Annotated in this window: 14 protein-coding genes, 1 tRNA gene and 1 pseudogene; 9 read left to right on the top strand and 7 right to left on the bottom strand. The window is 56.7% G+C overall.

Annotation, left to right across the window (positions count from 1 at the left end; translation table 11 throughout):
- Positions 1-26 precede the first annotated feature (26 nt).
- Positions 27-681: pseudogene (locus tag BLM14_RS15140) on the top strand (response regulator transcription factor).
- A 20-nt stretch (positions 682-701) separates the two neighbouring features.
- Here the strand turns inward: BLM14_RS15140 and BLM14_RS15135 are convergent.
- From BLM14_RS15135 to BLM14_RS15125, 3 genes are read right to left on the bottom strand one after another with little or no spacing between them, the layout of a single operon-like run.
- On the bottom strand, positions 702-3,161 hold the full coding sequence (locus BLM14_RS15135; RefSeq protein WP_100000159.1) for a hybrid sensor histidine kinase/response regulator: 2,460 nt from the start codon (positions 3,159-3,161) through the stop codon (positions 702-704).
- On the bottom strand, positions 3,125-3,709 hold the full coding sequence (locus BLM14_RS15130; RefSeq protein ID WP_100000158.1) for a hypothetical protein: 585 nt from the start codon (positions 3,707-3,709) through the stop codon (positions 3,125-3,127). The genes BLM14_RS15135 and BLM14_RS15130 overlap by 37 nt, the downstream gene beginning before the upstream one ends.
- Complete coding sequence (locus tag BLM14_RS15125; RefSeq protein ID WP_100000157.1) at positions 3,703-3,924, bottom strand: hypothetical protein; 222 nt, start codon at positions 3,922-3,924, stop codon at positions 3,703-3,705. The genes BLM14_RS15130 and BLM14_RS15125 overlap by 7 nt, the downstream gene beginning before the upstream one ends.
- Before the next feature lie 474 nt (positions 3,925-4,398).
- Here BLM14_RS15125 and mscL point away from each other — a divergent pair, with 474 nt between their 5' ends.
- The 3 genes from mscL to BLM14_RS15110 all read left to right on the top strand — a co-directional run bounded on the left by mscL (position 4,399) and on the right by BLM14_RS15110 (position 7,207).
- Positions 4,399-4,803, top strand: coding sequence for a large conductance mechanosensitive channel protein MscL (mscL, locus tag BLM14_RS15120; RefSeq protein WP_100000156.1), 405 nt, complete (start codon positions 4,399-4,401; stop codon positions 4,801-4,803).
- Positions 4,804-4,976: 173 nt separating this feature from the next.
- Positions 4,977-6,143, top strand: coding sequence for a pyridoxal phosphate-dependent aminotransferase (locus BLM14_RS15115; protein ID WP_100000155.1), 1,167 nt, complete (start codon positions 4,977-4,979; stop codon positions 6,141-6,143).
- The gene (locus BLM14_RS15110) at positions 6,140-7,207 is read left to right on the top strand and encodes an AbrB family transcriptional regulator (protein WP_157929542.1); all 1,068 of its coding nucleotides are present in this window, start codon (positions 6,140-6,142) and stop codon (positions 7,205-7,207) included. The genes BLM14_RS15115 and BLM14_RS15110 overlap by 4 nt, the downstream gene beginning before the upstream one ends.
- A 41-nt stretch (positions 7,208-7,248) precedes the next feature.
- Here BLM14_RS15110 and hemA read toward each other — a convergent pair whose 3' ends face one another.
- Together hemA and alc are read right to left on the bottom strand one after the other, a co-directional pair.
- Positions 7,249-8,526 (bottom strand): 5-aminolevulinate synthase, encoded by a 1,278-nt coding sequence (hemA, locus tag BLM14_RS15105; RefSeq protein WP_100000153.1) that lies wholly within the window; start codon positions 8,524-8,526, stop codon positions 7,249-7,251.
- Between the two features lie 126 nt (positions 8,527-8,652).
- Positions 8,653-9,663 carry an allantoicase gene (gene alc, locus BLM14_RS15100; protein ID WP_100000152.1) on the bottom strand — a complete coding sequence of 337 codons (1,011 nt, stop codon included), beginning with the start codon at positions 9,661-9,663 and terminating at the stop codon, positions 8,653-8,655.
- A 127-nt stretch (positions 9,664-9,790) separates the two neighbouring features.
- On the opposite strand from alc, the gene galE reads away from it, so the two are divergent.
- Positions 9,791-10,783, top strand: a complete 993-nt coding sequence (galE, locus tag BLM14_RS15095; RefSeq protein WP_100000151.1) for a UDP-glucose 4-epimerase GalE — start codon at positions 9,791-9,793, stop codon at positions 10,781-10,783.
- Between the two features lie 438 nt (positions 10,784-11,221).
- On the opposite strand, the gene BLM14_RS15085 is transcribed toward galE, so the two are convergent.
- Positions 11,222-11,839 (bottom strand): FMN-dependent NADH-azoreductase, encoded by a 618-nt coding sequence (locus BLM14_RS15085; RefSeq protein WP_100000149.1) that lies wholly within the window; start codon positions 11,837-11,839, stop codon positions 11,222-11,224.
- A 130-nt stretch (positions 11,840-11,969) separates the two neighbouring features.
- On the opposite strand from BLM14_RS15085, the gene BLM14_RS15080 reads away from it, so the two are divergent.
- From BLM14_RS15080 to BLM14_RS15065, 4 genes are all read left to right on the top strand, one after another.
- Positions 11,970-12,872 carry a LysR family transcriptional regulator gene (locus BLM14_RS15080; protein WP_100000148.1) on the top strand — a complete coding sequence of 301 codons (903 nt, stop codon included), beginning with the start codon at positions 11,970-11,972 and terminating at the stop codon, positions 12,870-12,872.
- A 102-nt stretch (positions 12,873-12,974) separates the two neighbouring features.
- Positions 12,975-13,685 carry a GntR family transcriptional regulator gene (locus BLM14_RS15075; protein ID WP_162293164.1) on the top strand — a complete coding sequence of 237 codons (711 nt, stop codon included), beginning with the start codon at positions 12,975-12,977 and terminating at the stop codon, positions 13,683-13,685.
- Positions 13,686-13,764: 79 nt separating this feature from the next.
- Positions 13,765-14,622 carry a BtpA/SgcQ family protein gene (locus BLM14_RS15070; protein WP_100000146.1) on the top strand — a complete coding sequence of 286 codons (858 nt, stop codon included), beginning with the start codon at positions 13,765-13,767 and terminating at the stop codon, positions 14,620-14,622.
- A 7-nt stretch (positions 14,623-14,629) separates the two neighbouring features.
- On the top strand, positions 14,630-15,535 hold the full coding sequence (locus BLM14_RS15065; RefSeq protein WP_100000145.1) for a PfkB family carbohydrate kinase: 906 nt from the start codon (positions 14,630-14,632) through the stop codon (positions 15,533-15,535).
- Positions 15,536-15,578: 43 nt separating this feature from the next.
- On the opposite strand, the gene BLM14_RS15060 is transcribed toward BLM14_RS15065, so the two are convergent.
- Positions 15,579-15,653, bottom strand: a tRNA-Thr gene (locus BLM14_RS15060).
- Positions 15,654-15,730: the final 77 nt, after the last annotated feature.

Genomic DNA, 15,730 nt, shown 5'->3' with positions numbered 1-15,730 from the left:
TTTCAGCACATAAGGACTTTTCAACTATGAAATATAGATTTGTTATTGTCGATGATCATCCCTTGTTCAGAGGGGCGCTGCGACTGGCGCTTTCCTCCTCGAAGACGAATGCTGACATTGTCGAGATTGGCGATCTGGAAAGCGCAAAAACGCTGATCCGGGACTCAACCGATATCGATCTCGTTCTGCTCGATCTGTCCTTGCAGGGGGTGGGGGGACTTGCTGGCCTTATCAGCCTGCGAGCATTGCAGCCCTCGGTGCCAATCGCAATTATCCGCTACAGACGATCCCGTAACGATCCGCGCCGCTCTGGCGCTTGGCGCATCCGGCTTCATTCCGAAATCGGCCAGCCCGGAAGTTATCAATCAGGCTGTTCAGACGGTTCTGGACGGAGGCGTGTGGTCTCCCCTGGGCGGAGATGACGAAGGTGAACTCGATCCCGAAATGGTTGATTTGATTCGGTGCATGCGCAAGTTGACGCCGCAACAGGGACGGGTCCTGGGCATGATGGCGGACGGGATGCTGAACAAGCAGATCGCGCACGAACTCAACGTTTCTGAAGCGACGATCAAAGCGCATGTGTCGGCTGTGTTGTACAAGCTCGGCGTGGAAAGCCGCACGCAGGCGGTTATCAGGCTGGCACGGTTCAAGGAAGGCCCGCAGCCCGCCGATGCTTCCTAACTGATCTGCATTAGAGCAAATTATTCGGCGGCCATTGCGTGGCGAAAGTGCGAGAGGAGCGCGCGCAAGATTGCCGGACGAACCGGCTTGTTGATGATGGAGATGTCTTCTGCGCTTGCGCGCTCTCGAACCTGGTCCGAGCGGTCCGCTGTGACCAGGGCTGCTTGTATATGATGATCAAAATGGCCACGGGTAAAACCGATGAGATCAAGGCCGTTTTCATCTGCGAGATTGTAATCGGCGAGCAGAACATCGGGGGCTCGTTTGTTTTCAAGGCAATAGGTTCGCAAGGCTTTGCCACCACTCAGGGACATGACGTCGCAGCCCCATGTCGTCAGCAGTTCGCGCATACCGGCAAGAGATTGCTCGTTGTCGTCGATACAGATGACCAGCAGTCCGGTTAGGGCGCTGGAAGGACGTACTGCCCGTTGTTCTTCATGTGCAGGCATTGCGGGCGTGCTGGAAACCGGCATGGTAACCGAAAACACGGATCCCTTGCCGATTGCCGAACGGACGACGACGCGCAGATCGAGAACTTTCGCGATGCGCTCTACGATGGAAAGACCAAGCCCAAGCCCGTCCGATTCCTTCATTCCCTCCGAAAGCCGGGCAAACTCTCGAAAAATATACTCCAGCTTGGCTTGGGGGATGCCAATTCCGGTGTCGAAAACCTGCAATTCGACCGATTTGCCGTGGCGGCGCGTCCCCACCAGAACCTTGCCCGATCCGCAGTATTTGATGGCATTCGATACGAGATTCTGGATGAGGCGTCTGAGGAGGTTGCGATCGGTCATCACCACTGCGGAACTCATGACAACACGCAGTTCCAAGCCCTTCTCCTGCGCTACGGGCGAGAAATCCCGGGCAATCTGTTGCAGCAGCGTATCAAGGCGGAAAACCGAGATGACGGGCTTCAGCGCACCTGTATCCAATCGCGAAATATCGAGCAATGCGTTGATGATTGCCTCGACGGCTTCAAGCGAGGAGTCGACATTGTTGACGAGTTCCTTCTCGCGTGAATCTCCAAGCCGTTCCATCAGAGACGATGAGTAGAGGCGGGCTGCATTCAAGGGCTGAAGAATATCGTGTCCGGCATCTGCAAGGAAACGGGTCTTGCCAATATTGGCCTCTTCGGCGCGCCGTTGTGCCTTGGCCAATTGCTGGTTTGCAAGCGTCAGCTCGGTTGTACGATCGCGTACGCGCAGTTCCAGCGACTCGTTTGTCTGGCGCAAGAGATTGTCTGCTTTCACCGCGCTCGTCACATCGGTAAAGGTGGTCACGAGGCCACCGTCCGGCATGGAATTCGAACGAATTTCAATCGTCTGGCCGGTTCTTTTGAGATTGATGCGCCATGGCGCGGCAAAGCTGGTGAATTGTTCTGTGAAGGTCTGAGCAGTGAAATCCATCAGATCACCGCGACCATGGAGACTGGATGCAATGTGGCTGAGAGGAGTACCCATCCGCTGCAGTTCCTTTGGGAGATCAAGGATGAGGCGGAATTGGGTGTTCCAGCAACTGAGCCGATACTGTGGATCGAAAACGCAGATGCCCTGATCCATCTGATCCAGAGCAGTCTGCAAAAGGGTGCGGTTCTGCGCCAGCGCGTCGGTGGCGTGGTCAAGCAATATCTGGGCTTGACGCTGTGCCAAGCCCGTCGGCCCCATGGCAAGTGAAAGGATCATGCGCGCTGACGGCGAACCGACAATACCGGACAGGAGTTGCTCCGAGAAATGAACTGTCTTGAAATCGGCAGGATCACTGCCCTCAAGAACGATGTTTTCCTGCTTGTGATAGGAATTGAACGCAAGATCGGTCTGCTCGACACCGATATATTTCGATATTGTCGCTTTCAGTTGATCGATCGTGACGCTGGGTTGAAGATTCCCGAGTACATTCAGCGATACTGCATTTTCGGGTATGAAAATAGCCGCCTGGATGCGCTCGAGCGGGGTTGCGCTTCGTGAAAGCGAGCCGACGATGAAAAGCGCCAAATTGGCGGAGAGGCTCCACACAAGTCCATTGACGTAGTCGCTGGCCTCCAGGCCAAACAGCGCTTGCGGCCTAAGGGCCAGCCACCCGAATGGACCATCCGTAAGCAGAGGTGAGGTCCGGTCGAGCATGGTAGGCAGGGCCATTGTGTAAACCCAGACAAAGAAGCCGCTGAGCATGCCCCAGCGTGCCCCCCTCACGGTGCCGCTGCGCCAGATTAGTCCACCGAGAAATGGCGGAAGAAGCTGCATCATGGCGATCGCGGAAATGAGCGCCAATCCGGCAAAATCCACATGCCCATAGATTGTCAACTGGTAGGCAAAGGCCGTTAGAAGAATTCCTATGACCGCGGCGCGCCTCAGATTGGGAATTGTCCTGGTAAAATCCCTTGATTCCCCTGGCGAGATCGTGGCCGCCCGCTTTAGCAGCACAGGTAAAAGAAGATCGTTTGAAATCATGATCGACAGCAGGATGGACGGAAAAACCACCATTGTGGTAGCCGCCGACAATCCGCCGGCAAAGCAATGATTCCGAGCCAATATTGTCCTGCATGAAGCGGCAGTGACAGAAAGTAGAAATCTGCGGATGAGTGGTCCGCAAGAACGATTGGCCCGACCATCGCAAGCGGAAGGACAAACAGCCCCGCAATGAGGAGGGATACCGGAATAAACCACTGGGCCATGCGCAACTCTCGGTCGCTTTTGTTCTCCACGACTGTCACATAGAACTGGCTAGGCAAGAGCAGCACCGATGAGGCGCCTATGAGGATCAGCCCGCAGAGATTGCCAACGGAGATACTCCTTTGGAGTGCCGGAATTTCTGCCTGTTGCATCACGACACGATTAAGGATGTCTGTAGGATATCCGAAGAGTAAGGTGATCGTTGAAACCCCAACCAGCAGGAACGCCACAAATTTGATGACTGAGCCAAGTGCAAGAGCATGGATCAGGCCATCATAGCGCTCCGCAAAATGGGTCGACCTTGCACTGTAGGAAACAGCGAAAAGACCGATACAGGCGACCAGTAACGCAATCAGCAAATGTTGGTGCCCGTGCGCGCCGTTACTGTGCGGATCGTAAATTCCGACAGATAGTGGATTGCCGTCATCTGCAGTGAAATGTAGGGAATGAGGCCAATGGTTGTTATCAGTGTTACCAGCGCGGCGACCGAAAAACTCTTGCCATAGCGTGCTCCAATAAAATCGGAGATCGACCTGATGCCTTCCGACCTCGCCAAGTCGACGATCTTGCGCAAGAGAGGGAGCCAAGGGTGAAGGCCAGAACAATGCCGACATAAAGTCCGACAAATTCGATCCCGTTTTCCGCGGCATAACCTGTGGAGCCATAGTACAACCACGAACTGCCGCTCGCTGCGACACTCAATGAATAGACGAGCGGACGCGAATGATTGGCTTTGGCTTCAGCCTGACGATCAACGGATGTGATCGTCCAATACTGCAGCAGGAAGTATAACAGTGCGATAGGTATTCCAGTCAAGCCCGCCATGGGCCTTAACCTTCCGTCAGTAGGCGTCAATCGCTTCGGTTCAAGTAGACTTTCCCGTCAATGGCGTTGCAACCTAGTCGCCAATGCAATCCTTAAAACCGGTAGAACAATCAAACTTCTAGTTAATATTCTCAAAACTTCTGTTACTGTCCGGCCGTGCTTGGGACAGCATATCCGAGGACAATAATTCGCATTAACACAGAATACTGGAGAGTGGTATATCATGCTGAAGGAATTCAAAGAATTTGCCTTGAAGGGCAACATGGTTGATCTCGCCATCGGTGTGATCATCGGTGGTGCCTTTGGCAGACTGGTTGAGTCGATTGTGGCTGACCTCTTCATGCCCATCATCGGTCTGCTGACAGGTGGCATCGATTTTTCCAACCTGTACTTCCAGCTATCGGGTGCGCCCGCTCCAACATTGACTGCCGCGAGGGAAGCCGGTGCAACGATTGCTTATGGTAACTTCATCACCCTTCTCATCAACTTCCTCATCATCGCATGGGTCTTGTTCATGGTGGTCAAGGCCATGAACCGTTTCAAGAAGAAGGAAGCTGCTGCCGATCCTGCTCCGAAGAAGGAAGAGATACTTCTCACCGAGATCCGCGATCTGCTCGCCAAACGCTAAGCCGTAATTTTTGCTGCAAAAAACCCGGTCTTGCGTCGGGGTTTTTGTATGAATCTCTGTCAGTTATTTGTCAGCAGCCCATCATTTCCACTGATGGGAACATCACAAATATATGCGTGCCAAACCGGGTCTGTTGCGATAGGTCTGCCACGAAAGCCAGTGGAGAAAATCGAATGGGCCTTATCGAGCATTTACGCCATGAAGCTGCTGTCGCGCCGGAAAGCGGCATTGTTGCCGTTATGAATCACGGCCGGCGTCAGGACGGGGTGATTCCGCTCTGGGCGGGTGAGGGCGATCTTCCGACACCTGACTTTATCCGTGACGCGGCAAGCGATGGTCTTGCCAATGGCGAGACGTTCTACACGTGGCAGGCCGGTATCCCCGAACTGCGCCAGGCCCTTGCGGATTATTACAAGCGCCACTTCAACGCCGACCTGCCTGTCGAGCATTTCTATGTCACGGGTTCAGGCATGCAGGCGATCCAGTTGGCCATCCAGGCGACCGCAGGAGCGGGAGATGAGGTTGTCTATATCTCGCCCGCCTGGCCGAATTTCGCCGCAGCCGCCGGTATTGCCGGGGCAACGCCAATCCCGGTCACACAGGATTTTACCGGTAACGGCTGGGGCCTCGATCCGCAGAAAATACGTGACGCCATCACGCCAAGGACAAAGGCACTGTTCATCAACACGCCGTCCAATCCATCCGGCTGGACTGCCGATATCGATACGCTCAGGGAAATCCTCGCCATCGCCCGTCACCATGGGCTGTGGATCATCGCCGATGAAATCTACGCGCATTTTTACTATGGTGCACGCCGCGCGCCATCTTTCCTTGATGTCATGGATACTGACGACCGCATTATCTTCGTCAACAGTTTTTCGAAGAACTGGGCAATGACGGGCTGGCGCGTTGGCTGGTTGGTCGTGCATCCATCGCTCGGCAAGACGATGGAAAATCTGATCCAGTATTCGACATCCGGTGTTGCGCAGTTCATGCAACGCGGTGCCGTCGCTGCACTTGAGCAGGGCGACGACTTCATTCGCATGCAGGTAGAGCGCGCCCACAAGGCGCGTGACATTCTCTGCGCGAAACTCAGCGCAACGGGCAGGGTGCGCCTGTCGCCGCCGGCGGGTGCATTTTATCTGCTATTCGGCATTGAAGGCATCACGGATTCCTATCGCGCGGCCTTCGATATTGTCGACGAGGCAAAAGTTGGCCTTGCACCCGGCACGGCTTTTGGGGATGGTGGCGCCGCCTTCCTGCGGCTCTGCTTTGCCAGACGGTTAGATCAGGTCGAGGAGGCAGCCGATCGCCTCGCAGACTGGATCCGGAAACGTTGACGTCAAACTTCCTACATCTCAACAACACCCAGGCCGCTATCCTTTCACTGTTAATTTCAGCTGCGGGCGCATTGATCGCAAAGCTGATCGGCCTGCCTATTCCTTTTTTGCTCGGGTCGACGATTGCCGTGACTGCGGCATCGCTATCCGGCATTCGTATGCATCTGCCCGACTGGCTGCGGGTTTTTGTGTTCTTCACGCTTGGTATCCAAGCCGGTTCCGGCGTTTCCCCGGACACCATCAATCAAATGGTTTCATGGCCTGTCAGTTTCATGATGCTGTTCGTCGCGCTCGTTCTGGTGACGGGAGCCACCTATTTGATGCTGCGCAAGGGATTTGGATGGGACGGACCGACAGCCCTGTTTTCATCATTGCCTGGTGCCCTGTCCTTTGTTCTCGTTGCGGCCATGGGGACGAAGGCCAATATGGTTAAGATCACGGTGATCCAATGTGTCCGGCTGTTGCTGTTGATCGGCTTTCTGGCGCCGCTTCTCGCCATCATCGCCAAGAATGCACCGCATGTCGTCGTGGAACTGAATTATGATTGGACGGTGCAGGAAGCATTGGTCTTGCTTATTTGCGGTTTGGCTGGCGCAGTTCTCGGGCATTTCAGCCGCGTTCCGGGCGGTATGATGCTTGGGGCTCTCGTGGCAAGCGCACTCTTGCACGCCACGTCCATCGTCACGGCGGTGGTGCCGCGCTCGATTGCCGATATTGGCTTGATCGTGCTTGGCGTCCTGATCGGTTCGCGCGTCGGCGCCGAACATCGATCCCAGCTTCTGCGTTATTTGCCGGCGGCGCTGTGTGCCTTTTTGATCGGGACAGTGGCCTCCTTTTTCGCCGCCTTCATGGTCTGGTATTGGCTTGATATCCATCCTGCGCAAATTGCGCTCGCCTTTGCGCCTGGCGCGCTGGAGGCTCTCACCGTGATTGCATTTTCACTTGGCGTCGACCCATCCTACGTCGCCTCTCACCATGTGGTGCGGTTCCTGATGATTGCTTTTGCAGTGCCATTTCTTGCCCGCTGGCTACGCGCAGATACGGAAACCGGCGCCTCAGAATGAAACGCCGGTTCTAAATTCGCCAGTAGGTGAAAAAACTTGCTCTAGCCGCCGGCCTTTGACACAGCAAGCGTCACAACGCGTTCACTGGTTTCAACCGCCGGAGCACTATCCTTGGAAAACGGAATGCCGAGTGCTGTCCAGACTTCGACCAATGCGTCCTTCAGCTCGACCACGAGTTCGTTCGTATGGAACGGTGTCGGCGTGATACGCAGACGTTCAGTTCCACGTGGTACGGTTGGATAGTTGATCGGCTGAATGTAGATGCCATGGAGCTCGAGCAGACGGTCGCTGGCCTTCTTGCACAGCTCGGGGTCGCCCACATGGATCGGAATGATGTGGGTCTCTGATTTCATCACCGGCAGATTGGCCTGCGCCAGCACATTTTTGGTAAGCTGGGCCTGACACTGATGCATCCGGCGCTCTTCCTGCGACACTTTGAGATGGCGGATCGACTGCGTTGCTGCTGCCGCGATAACCGGCGGAAGCGCCGTGGTAAAGATGAAGCCTGGCGCGTAGGAACGCACTGCATCGATTACCGTCTTCGGGCCAGCGATATAACCGCCGAGTGTACCGAAAGCCTTGGCTAACGTGCCTTCAATGATGTCGATTCGGTCCGACAGCCCTTCGCGGTCGGTGATGCCACCGCCGCGATTGCCATACATGCCAACGGCATGGACCTCATCGATATAGGTCATGGCGTTATATTTTTCCGCAAGGTCAGCAATGGCTGCGACCGGAGCGATGTCGCCATCCATCGAATAGATCGATTCGAACACGATGAGCTTGGCGCGCTCCTTGCCAGCCGCTTTCAGCAACTCTTCCAGATGAGCGAGGTCGTTGTGGCGGAAAATCTTCTTTTCCGCACCGGAACGGCGCACGCCTTCGATCATGGAGGCGTGATTCAACTCATCGGAAAGGATGAGGCAATTCGGCAGGAGTCTCGCGATTGTCGAGATCGATGCTTCGTTGGAAACAAATCCGGAGGTGAAGACCAGGCCCGCTTCCTTCTGGTGAAGATCGGCCAACTCGTTTTCGAGTTCAACCAGCGGATGATTGTTGCCAGAGATGTTGCGCGTGCCGCCGGCGCCGGAGCCCATGCGACTGGATGCATCGTGCATAGCAGCGATGACCGCCGGATGCTGGCCCATGCCGAGATAATCGTTTGAGCACCAGACGGTGATTTCGCGCGCTGCATCCGCCGTACGCCATATCGCACGCGGAAACTTACCCACGATCCGTTCCAGATTAGCAAAGACCCGGTAGCGCTTTTCAGCGTGCAACTGGTCAATCGCGTCTTCGAAAAACCGACGATAGTCCATGAATTGCTCCTATATCATGAACTTACTAGCGTTTTTGCCCAGTAAAATCCATGATGAGAATATGGGCAATTTGCCACGGCTTTGGCGAAACTCTAACCACTAAATGTTGAAGCTGGACAAAAATCGTCAAATCGTACCGAAAACGCGCAAACGGCTGACGCCCCCATCCGGGAAAATGTTGAGGCGCACATGTGTGACCCGATTTGACGCGACGAGGTCACCTGCGCCGAAATCGTGCACGGCATCCATCGATAGTTTCTTTTCAGGGAGTATTTCCGGCCAGAACATGGACGAGGTCACGACCGACTGGGTCAGTCCGCCTGAGATTGCACCGAGATCAGCGCCGTGGAGCGAACACCGGTCCGGGTAATTGCCCTTGTAGTGTGCGGTATCGACGACAATGCGACTGATCTGGCCAGCATGGCCGAGTTGGACAATGATCCAGTCATTGCCGGGTTCACGCCGCCGCCGGGTTTCCCATCCATCGCCCATGTTGATGCCGCGGCCTGGCGACAGGAGCCGATGCAGTGCGCCATAATGCGCGTCCGAATAGGCGACGACGCGTCCACCGTTCAGTGCCGATGCAAGATCAACCTCTTCAGTGGCGGGAACGTTGGACCAGTCGCGCCAGGGTTCGCCATAGACGCGCAAACGTGCGACCCCTCCATCGGGATAGATATGTAAACGCAGATGCGTCCAGACATCCCTGTTGGTGCTTGCGAAAAAGTGACTGTCTGAAGGCCCGAGAGGACTCTGCGGTAACACTTCCGTCCACGCCGTTGAATCGTTTGGCTCGCCCTCGGTACGGCATGCCTCAATCGAGCAAGCGGGGGGATAGTTGCCGGTGAAATGGCTCGTATCGACATCGAATCCGTGAACAATGCCGGGGGCGGCAAGTTTTATGACGGCGAAGTCGTGGCCGGGGCCACGCTTGCGGCGGGATTCCCAACCGTCCATCCACTTGCCGTGATCATCATATTTGTCGGGAATGAAGACGGCAGGAGCATCGTAAAGCATGCGTTCCACCGGCGCGAAAAAATCGTCCGTAGCAAAAATGGCCTGAGCGCCGAGCCCAGCCGAGGCAAGGTTGATACGATTTGTTGCGAATTCAGGTCGTATATCGGCGGAAGAGGCCATTCTTGTCGTTCACCTTGCGTAAGATTGCTATTGCATCGGAATGAGATCGGCGTCAGCTTTGCACACCTGCTTAAATGCGGCAAGATAAGCACAGGGCGGCGTAATGGGAGATTGAGGGGCTGTGGCTATGACAGTGCTTGTGACCGGTGGTGCCGGATATATCGGCAGCCATATGGTCTGGGAATTGCTTGATGCTGGGGAATCTGTCGTTGTCCTTGACCGGTTGTCCACCGGTTTCGACTGGGCGGTACCTGCCGAAGCGAAGCTGATCGTTGGCGATATCGCCGATCAGAGTCTCGTCCGCCAAACCATCGAACGCAATTATGTCGATGCGGTCATTCATTTTGCCGGCTCGGTTGTCGTTCCTGATTCCGTCCGGGACCCGCTGACATACTACGAAAACAACACATCTAAGACGCGGTCACTGATCGAATCCGTGGTCAAATCCGATGTGAAGAACTTTATTTTCTCATCCACGGCGGCTGTTTATGGCGATGGCGGCATGACCCCCGTCACCGAGGAGGCCGTACCCCAGCCCCAATCCCCTTACGGCGTGTCCAAGCTCATGACCGAATGGATGCTGCGCGACACCGCCGCAGCGCATGATTTTCATTATACGGCGTTGCGCTATTTCAACGTTGCCGGTGCGGACATCAAGGGGCGTACGGGCCAGTCGACGCGAGGCGCCACGCACCTGATCAAGGTTGCGTGCGAGACTGCGCTGGGCAAGCGCCGCTATATGGAAATCTTTGGCCATGAGTATCCAACGCCGGACGGGACCTGCGTTAGGGACTATATTCATGTGAATGACCTGGTGGCCGCACATCGCCTTGCCCTGGAGCGCCTCCGTGCAGGCGGAAGCAGCATGGTTGCCAATTGCGGCTACGGCCGCGGCTATTCGGTGAAGCAAGTGATTGAGAGCGTCGAGCGCGTGCATGGCGCACGCATCGATGCTCGCCTCACGAGTGCCCGTCCTGGCGATGCAGCGTCGGTCGTTGCCGACAGCAGCAAGGCGCGCAGCGATCTCGGCTGGGAACCAAAATTCGATGATCTCGATACGATCGTGGAGTCTGCCTTGAGTTGGGAAAAGGCATTGCAGCATCGCAACTCAGGGCGCTGAGATCCGTCCTCGTCATGCGTAAGTTATTTGCTTCTGGCGGGCTTGATATATGTGAACAAGCAACAGGTGCGGCGCAGAGCCACATTGTCATAAAACGTTCAAGTCTAGAAAAGGGGAACCATCTTCGCAGCGCAGGGGTTTAAACTGCGAGGGCAAAGTTGGAGTTTTGCAATATGGACGGTATCGACCGTACCTACGAAAAACAACTATCACGGATCCTGAGGCGACAGATCTCCCAAGCGTCGTACAGGTCTGCAATACGCGCCGCAGGCGTGTACAAGGTCGAGGATACAGTTCCTGAAAGTCTTCTTGATCAACTAAGGCGGCTCGATATCGTCGAGCGAGCCCAGCGCAAGTAATACTGGGCAGCTATTTTAACTTGATAAGAAAAAAGAGGCGGGCCAGAAGCCCGCCTCTTTCGCGATCAGCGCTATGCCCTTAGGCGGCGAGCGCCAGGTCGCTGGTGTATTCGAGAGCAGAAGAAATCGCCTTTGCTTCTGCTTCAGGACCCATGGCAACACCTTCAACGCGAACAACTTCGACGTCGGTCATGCCAAGGAAGCCGAGAGCTGCTTTCAGATATGGTGTTGCATGATCGAACACAGCGGCCGGGCCGCTCGAATAAACGCCGCCGGAAGCAATTACCAAATAGACCTTCTTGCCGGTTACCAGACCCTTCGGGCCCTCGGCGCCATAGCTGAACGTCCTGCCTGCGCGGGCAATATGGTCGATCCAGGCCTTAAGCGTCGAAGAAATATTGAAGTTGATCATGCCGGTGGCAATGACAACGGCATCAGCGGCAAGCAGTTCGTCGACGACCGAGTCCGATACGCCGACGACATTCTGCTGCCGGACCGAGCGGGACTCGACAGGTGTATAAATGCCCGTAGCGTAATCAGCATCGATATGGGGAAGCGGGTTATTTGCAAGATCGTGCGTAACGATTTTCGCGCCCGGTGTTTTCGCCTGCAGCTTCTGGGCAAGTTCGGTTGCGACGCGCGTCGAATGGGACGCCGCACCACGGGGGCTCGATGTAACGAGAAGTATGGAAGACATAGCCTAAGTTCCTTCAGTTGAGTTGTCTCGGGGGAGAACAATCCGATGGCTGTAATTTGGCTCTCGACATCCATTTAAAAAACTGGGAAAATATCGATTAATTCCATCTATCTTATCGATAGGTTAGGCTGTGCAACCAAACCCCACGCTCGATCAACTCCAGGTCTTTGTCGCGGTGGCGGAGACAGGAAGCTTCTCCGCAGCGGCACGTCGGCTCAATCGTTCGCAGTCGGTCGTCAGTTACACGATAGCCAATCTGGAAGCGCAGCTTGAGTTGCAGCTCTTCGAGCGCGGCGGAACCCGGGAGCCGCGTCTGACCGAGGAGGGCAAGGCCATGCTTGAGGATGCACGGCGTATGGTTTCCGTTCTGCAGAGCTTGCGCTCCCGGGCCGAGGGTCTGAAACAGGGGCTTGAGGCCGAGGTGGCTGTTGCTATCGATGTCTCATTGGCATCCCCGGTCTTGACCTGCGTCCTCAAGGCGTTCCAGGTGCAGTTTCCAACGGTTAGCCTGCGCGTACATGTCGGTGCACTCGGGATGGTCTGGGACCTCGTCCTCAAGAAACAGGCCGATTTTGGCATTGGCGGCCCGCCAATGCAGACCCACGATGAACTCGTATTGCTTCAAGTTGGGCAAACCGCGATGACACCGGTTGCTGCTCCTGATCATCCGCTCGCCCTGTATGAGGGCCCCGTGCCGCTGTCATTCATTCGTGATCATATCCAGCTTGTGATCACCGATCTGAGTGAGCAGACAAAAGGACGGGATTTTGGCGTTTTTGCTTACAAAACCTGGCGGCTCACGGATGTCAGCACCAAGCATGATCTCATTTTGGCCGGTTTGGGCTGGGGTGGACTGCCGAAATGGATGGTGAAGGATGATCTCGCCGAGGGAAGGCTGGTGCTTCTTAATCTTGAACCCTATCCGGAAGCTGCCTATCCGCTGTTGGCGTTGTATCCCGTGGACAGCCCTTTGGGACCCGCTGGAACATGGCTTGTCGAACGTTTCAAGCAGGAACTGGAAAAGTTTGGCTAGCCACAACCCCAATAATTAAAATGCTTGATCCAAATGTCATGACGTCATATTGTTTGGTGCATGATGTGGCATGAAACAGATCTTGTCGAGGGACCCGTGCCGATGTGGTCGCAGATCGCGGAGCGGCTGCGGCGTGCGATTGAAGATGGCACATTCAGGCCCGGTGCGGTCTTGCCCGGAGAGGCGGAACTGAACAGACGCTTCGGCGTGAGCCGGACCACGTCGCGCGCCGCGCTCGACCACCTTGAGACGGAGGGGCTGATCAAGCGCAAGTCCGGCCGCGGGTCGATCGTGATCGAGCCGCGCGTCACCCGTCCGCTCAATCGCCTTTCTTCCTTTTCGCAGGATATGCGCGTCCGGGGCCTGCAGCCGGGCTACAACACGCGGTCGCTGCAACTCACCATTGCAAGTCCGGCAGTCGCAGCGGAATTGAAACTTGCGCCGAATTCCCCTGTCCTGGAGATCGATCGCGTCTTGCTCGCCGATGCCAGCCCGATGGCAACATCGCTGACTTACCTTGCCCCTGCTGTATTTGAACGGAGCGGGCTGCCGACGGTGGCCGACCTGGACGGCGGTTCGCTCTATGCCTGGCTCAAGGATGTGGCGGGCATAGCATTGACCGGTGGGCATGAGAAGATCGAAGGCGCCATCGCCGATGCCGCTACGGCGCGAAGCCTTGGACTGAAGCAGCCGGCTGCCGTCCTCGTCTGTCATCGCACATCGTGGGCGTTGGCAAACCTGCCTGTCGAACACGTCATTCTGCGCTATCGGGCGGACCGCTACAGTTTTCATGTCGGACTCGCCCAATCATGACGGACCCGGCGGAACTCAACACGTCATTCGCGGCGCAACCTCTTCAAACCGAATTCACGAAGCGCAGGAAAGCACAGCCATGAATACGCCCTCACAACCGAAATCCATCTATCGCGCCAAGCCGAATGCCATTCAGGAAATCTTCGGCCGGCGAAAGGCTGTGATCGGCGTGATCCATTCACTGCCCCTGCCGGGTTCGCCAAGTTACGATGGCGAACCGATGGATGACATCGTCGCTTTTGCCGTGGCGGAAGCCGGGCGGTACAAGGGTGGCGGTGTCGATGGCCTGATTGTCGAGAACCACGGCGACATTCCTTTCGCCAAGCCAGACCGCCTCGGTCCGGAAACGGCCGCGGCAATGGCAGTCATGACGGACGCCGTTCGCCGCCATAGCGGTCTGCCCATCGGTGTCAACATCCTCGCCAATGGCGCGGTTCAGGCAATCGCCGTCGCCAAGGCCGCCGGTGCCGCTTTCGTCCGCGTCAATCAGTGGTCGAATGCCTATGTGGCCAATGAGGGGCTGATCGATGGTCCGGCAGGAGAGGCGGCTCGCTACAGGGCGTGGCTCCATGCCAGGTCCGTGCGCATCTTTGCCGATGTGCATGTCAAGCATGGCGCGCACGCGATCACTGGCGACCGCACCATCACCGAGCTCGCGCGCGACAACGAGTTCTTCGACGCAGATGTCGCCATCGCCACGGGTCAGCGGACAGGCGATTCCGCCACAATGGAGGAGTTGCAGACCATCGCGTCGGGAACTTCGCTGCCGGTCGCCGTCGGTTCAGGGGTGACCCCCGACAATATAGGCGACATTTTCACCGTTGCGGACGCCGTCATTGTTGCGAGCTGGCTGAAACGCGAGGGCGCCTGGTGGAATGAGGTCGATCCGGACCGGCTGAACGTGTTCATGCAGGCCGTCCAAAAAGCGCGGAGCTGACAGAATCATGGGACGCGTGCTCGTTCTCGGCAATGCTGCGCTCGACCTGACCCTCCGGCTGCCGCGATTGCCATTGCAGGGTGAAACCCTGCTCGGCGACAGTGCGGGCAGCGCGCCCGGCGGCAAAGGTCTCAATCAGGCGGTTGCCGCCGCGCGCACGGGTGTCCCGGTCATTTTTCACGCGCCCATTGGTCTCGATGCACAGGGTGAGGAGATCGCGGCCGCGCTCAAGGTGGAAGGGCTCGCCGGGCTTGAGCTCCATCGGGTGCCCCATCCAACCGATTTCTCCCTGCTGATGGTCCTGCCGGACGGCGAAAACAGCATTGCAAGCGCCGGCAGCTGTGCGGCGGCGTTCACCGAAGCAATGGCGCAAACCTTTGCGGCAACCGCCGGACCCGGCGATGTGGTGGTCCTGCAGGGCAACCTCACCAGTGCCAGCACCAGGGCAGCCCTTGTCGGTGCATCGGCACGCGGGGCGATAACGCTGTTCAATCCCGCCCCGCTCTGGTGGAACGTGAAGCCGCTACTGCCCCACTGCGACATTGTCGTCGTCAACAGCGGTGAGGCGGAAACCATCACCGGCTTCTCCCAGCCTGCAGAAGCCGCCGCAGCGCTGTGCGATCACGGCGTTGCGTTTGCCATTGTCACCCTCGGTGCGGGCGGATGCCTGGCTCTCGACAATGGAACACTTCGTCATTATCTGGCACCCAGGATCGAAGCGGTGGATACGACCGGTTGCGGCGACACTTTTTGCGGCGTGCTTGCGGCAATGCTAGCCGAAGGCCGCGACCGCGAGCAATCCGTCACGCTCGCGCAAAGTGCCGCAGCATTGACGGCACAACGTCCGGGTGCCTTCGCCGCCTTGCCCAGCCGCGCGGAATTCGCCGCGCTGGTTGCGCAGATGGACCTTTAGCAGAACGGACGCTGGGGGAGTTGGCTGAAATCAGTTGAAAAACTGGTGCTGCGAGAGAGGATTGAACTCTCGACCTCTCCATTACCAATGGAGTGCTCTACCACTGAGCTACCGCAGCCGATTTGCGAACGCGGCGGACTTCTGCCATATCATTACCGAAATCGCAAGCAAGCAATCGTAATCTTCGTGGCAAAA

It is taken from the genome of Phyllobacterium zundukense, from assembly GCF_002764115.1.
GTDB classification, from domain to species: domain Bacteria; phylum Pseudomonadota; class Alphaproteobacteria; order Rhizobiales; family Rhizobiaceae; genus Phyllobacterium; species Phyllobacterium zundukense.
Note: the sequence above shows the minus strand (reverse complement) of the source record. Positions and strands in the feature narration are given on the sequence as shown.

Bases quoted from the DNA above. Each gene is read 5' to 3' on its own strand.
- hemA (WP_100000153.1), bottom strand. From the start codon at position 8,526: ATGGACTATCGTCGGTTTTTCGAAGACGCGATTGACCAGTTGCACGCT.
- BLM14_RS15070 (WP_100000146.1), top strand. From the start codon at position 13,765: ATGAATACGCCCTCACAACCGAAATCCATCTATCGCGCCAAGCCGAAT.
- alc (WP_100000152.1), bottom strand. From the start codon at position 9,663: ATGGCCTCTTCCGCCGATATACGACCTGAATTCGCAACAAATCGTATC.
- BLM14_RS15085 (WP_100000149.1), bottom strand. From the start codon at position 11,839: ATGTCTTCCATACTTCTCGTTACATCGAGCCCCCGTGGTGCGGCGTCC.
- galE (WP_100000151.1), top strand. From the start codon at position 9,791: ATGACAGTGCTTGTGACCGGTGGTGCCGGATATATCGGCAGCCATATG.
- BLM14_RS15135 (WP_100000159.1), bottom strand. From the start codon at position 3,161: ATGGTGGTTTTTCCGTCCATCCTGCTGTCGATCATGATTTCAAACGAT.
- BLM14_RS15075 (WP_162293164.1), top strand. From the start codon at position 12,975: ATGTGGTCGCAGATCGCGGAGCGGCTGCGGCGTGCGATTGAAGATGGC.
- mscL (WP_100000156.1), top strand. From the start codon at position 4,399: ATGCTGAAGGAATTCAAAGAATTTGCCTTGAAGGGCAACATGGTTGAT.
- BLM14_RS15065 (WP_100000145.1), top strand. From the start codon at position 14,630: ATGGGACGCGTGCTCGTTCTCGGCAATGCTGCGCTCGACCTGACCCTC.
- BLM14_RS15115 (WP_100000155.1), top strand. From the start codon at position 4,977: ATGGGCCTTATCGAGCATTTACGCCATGAAGCTGCTGTCGCGCCGGAA.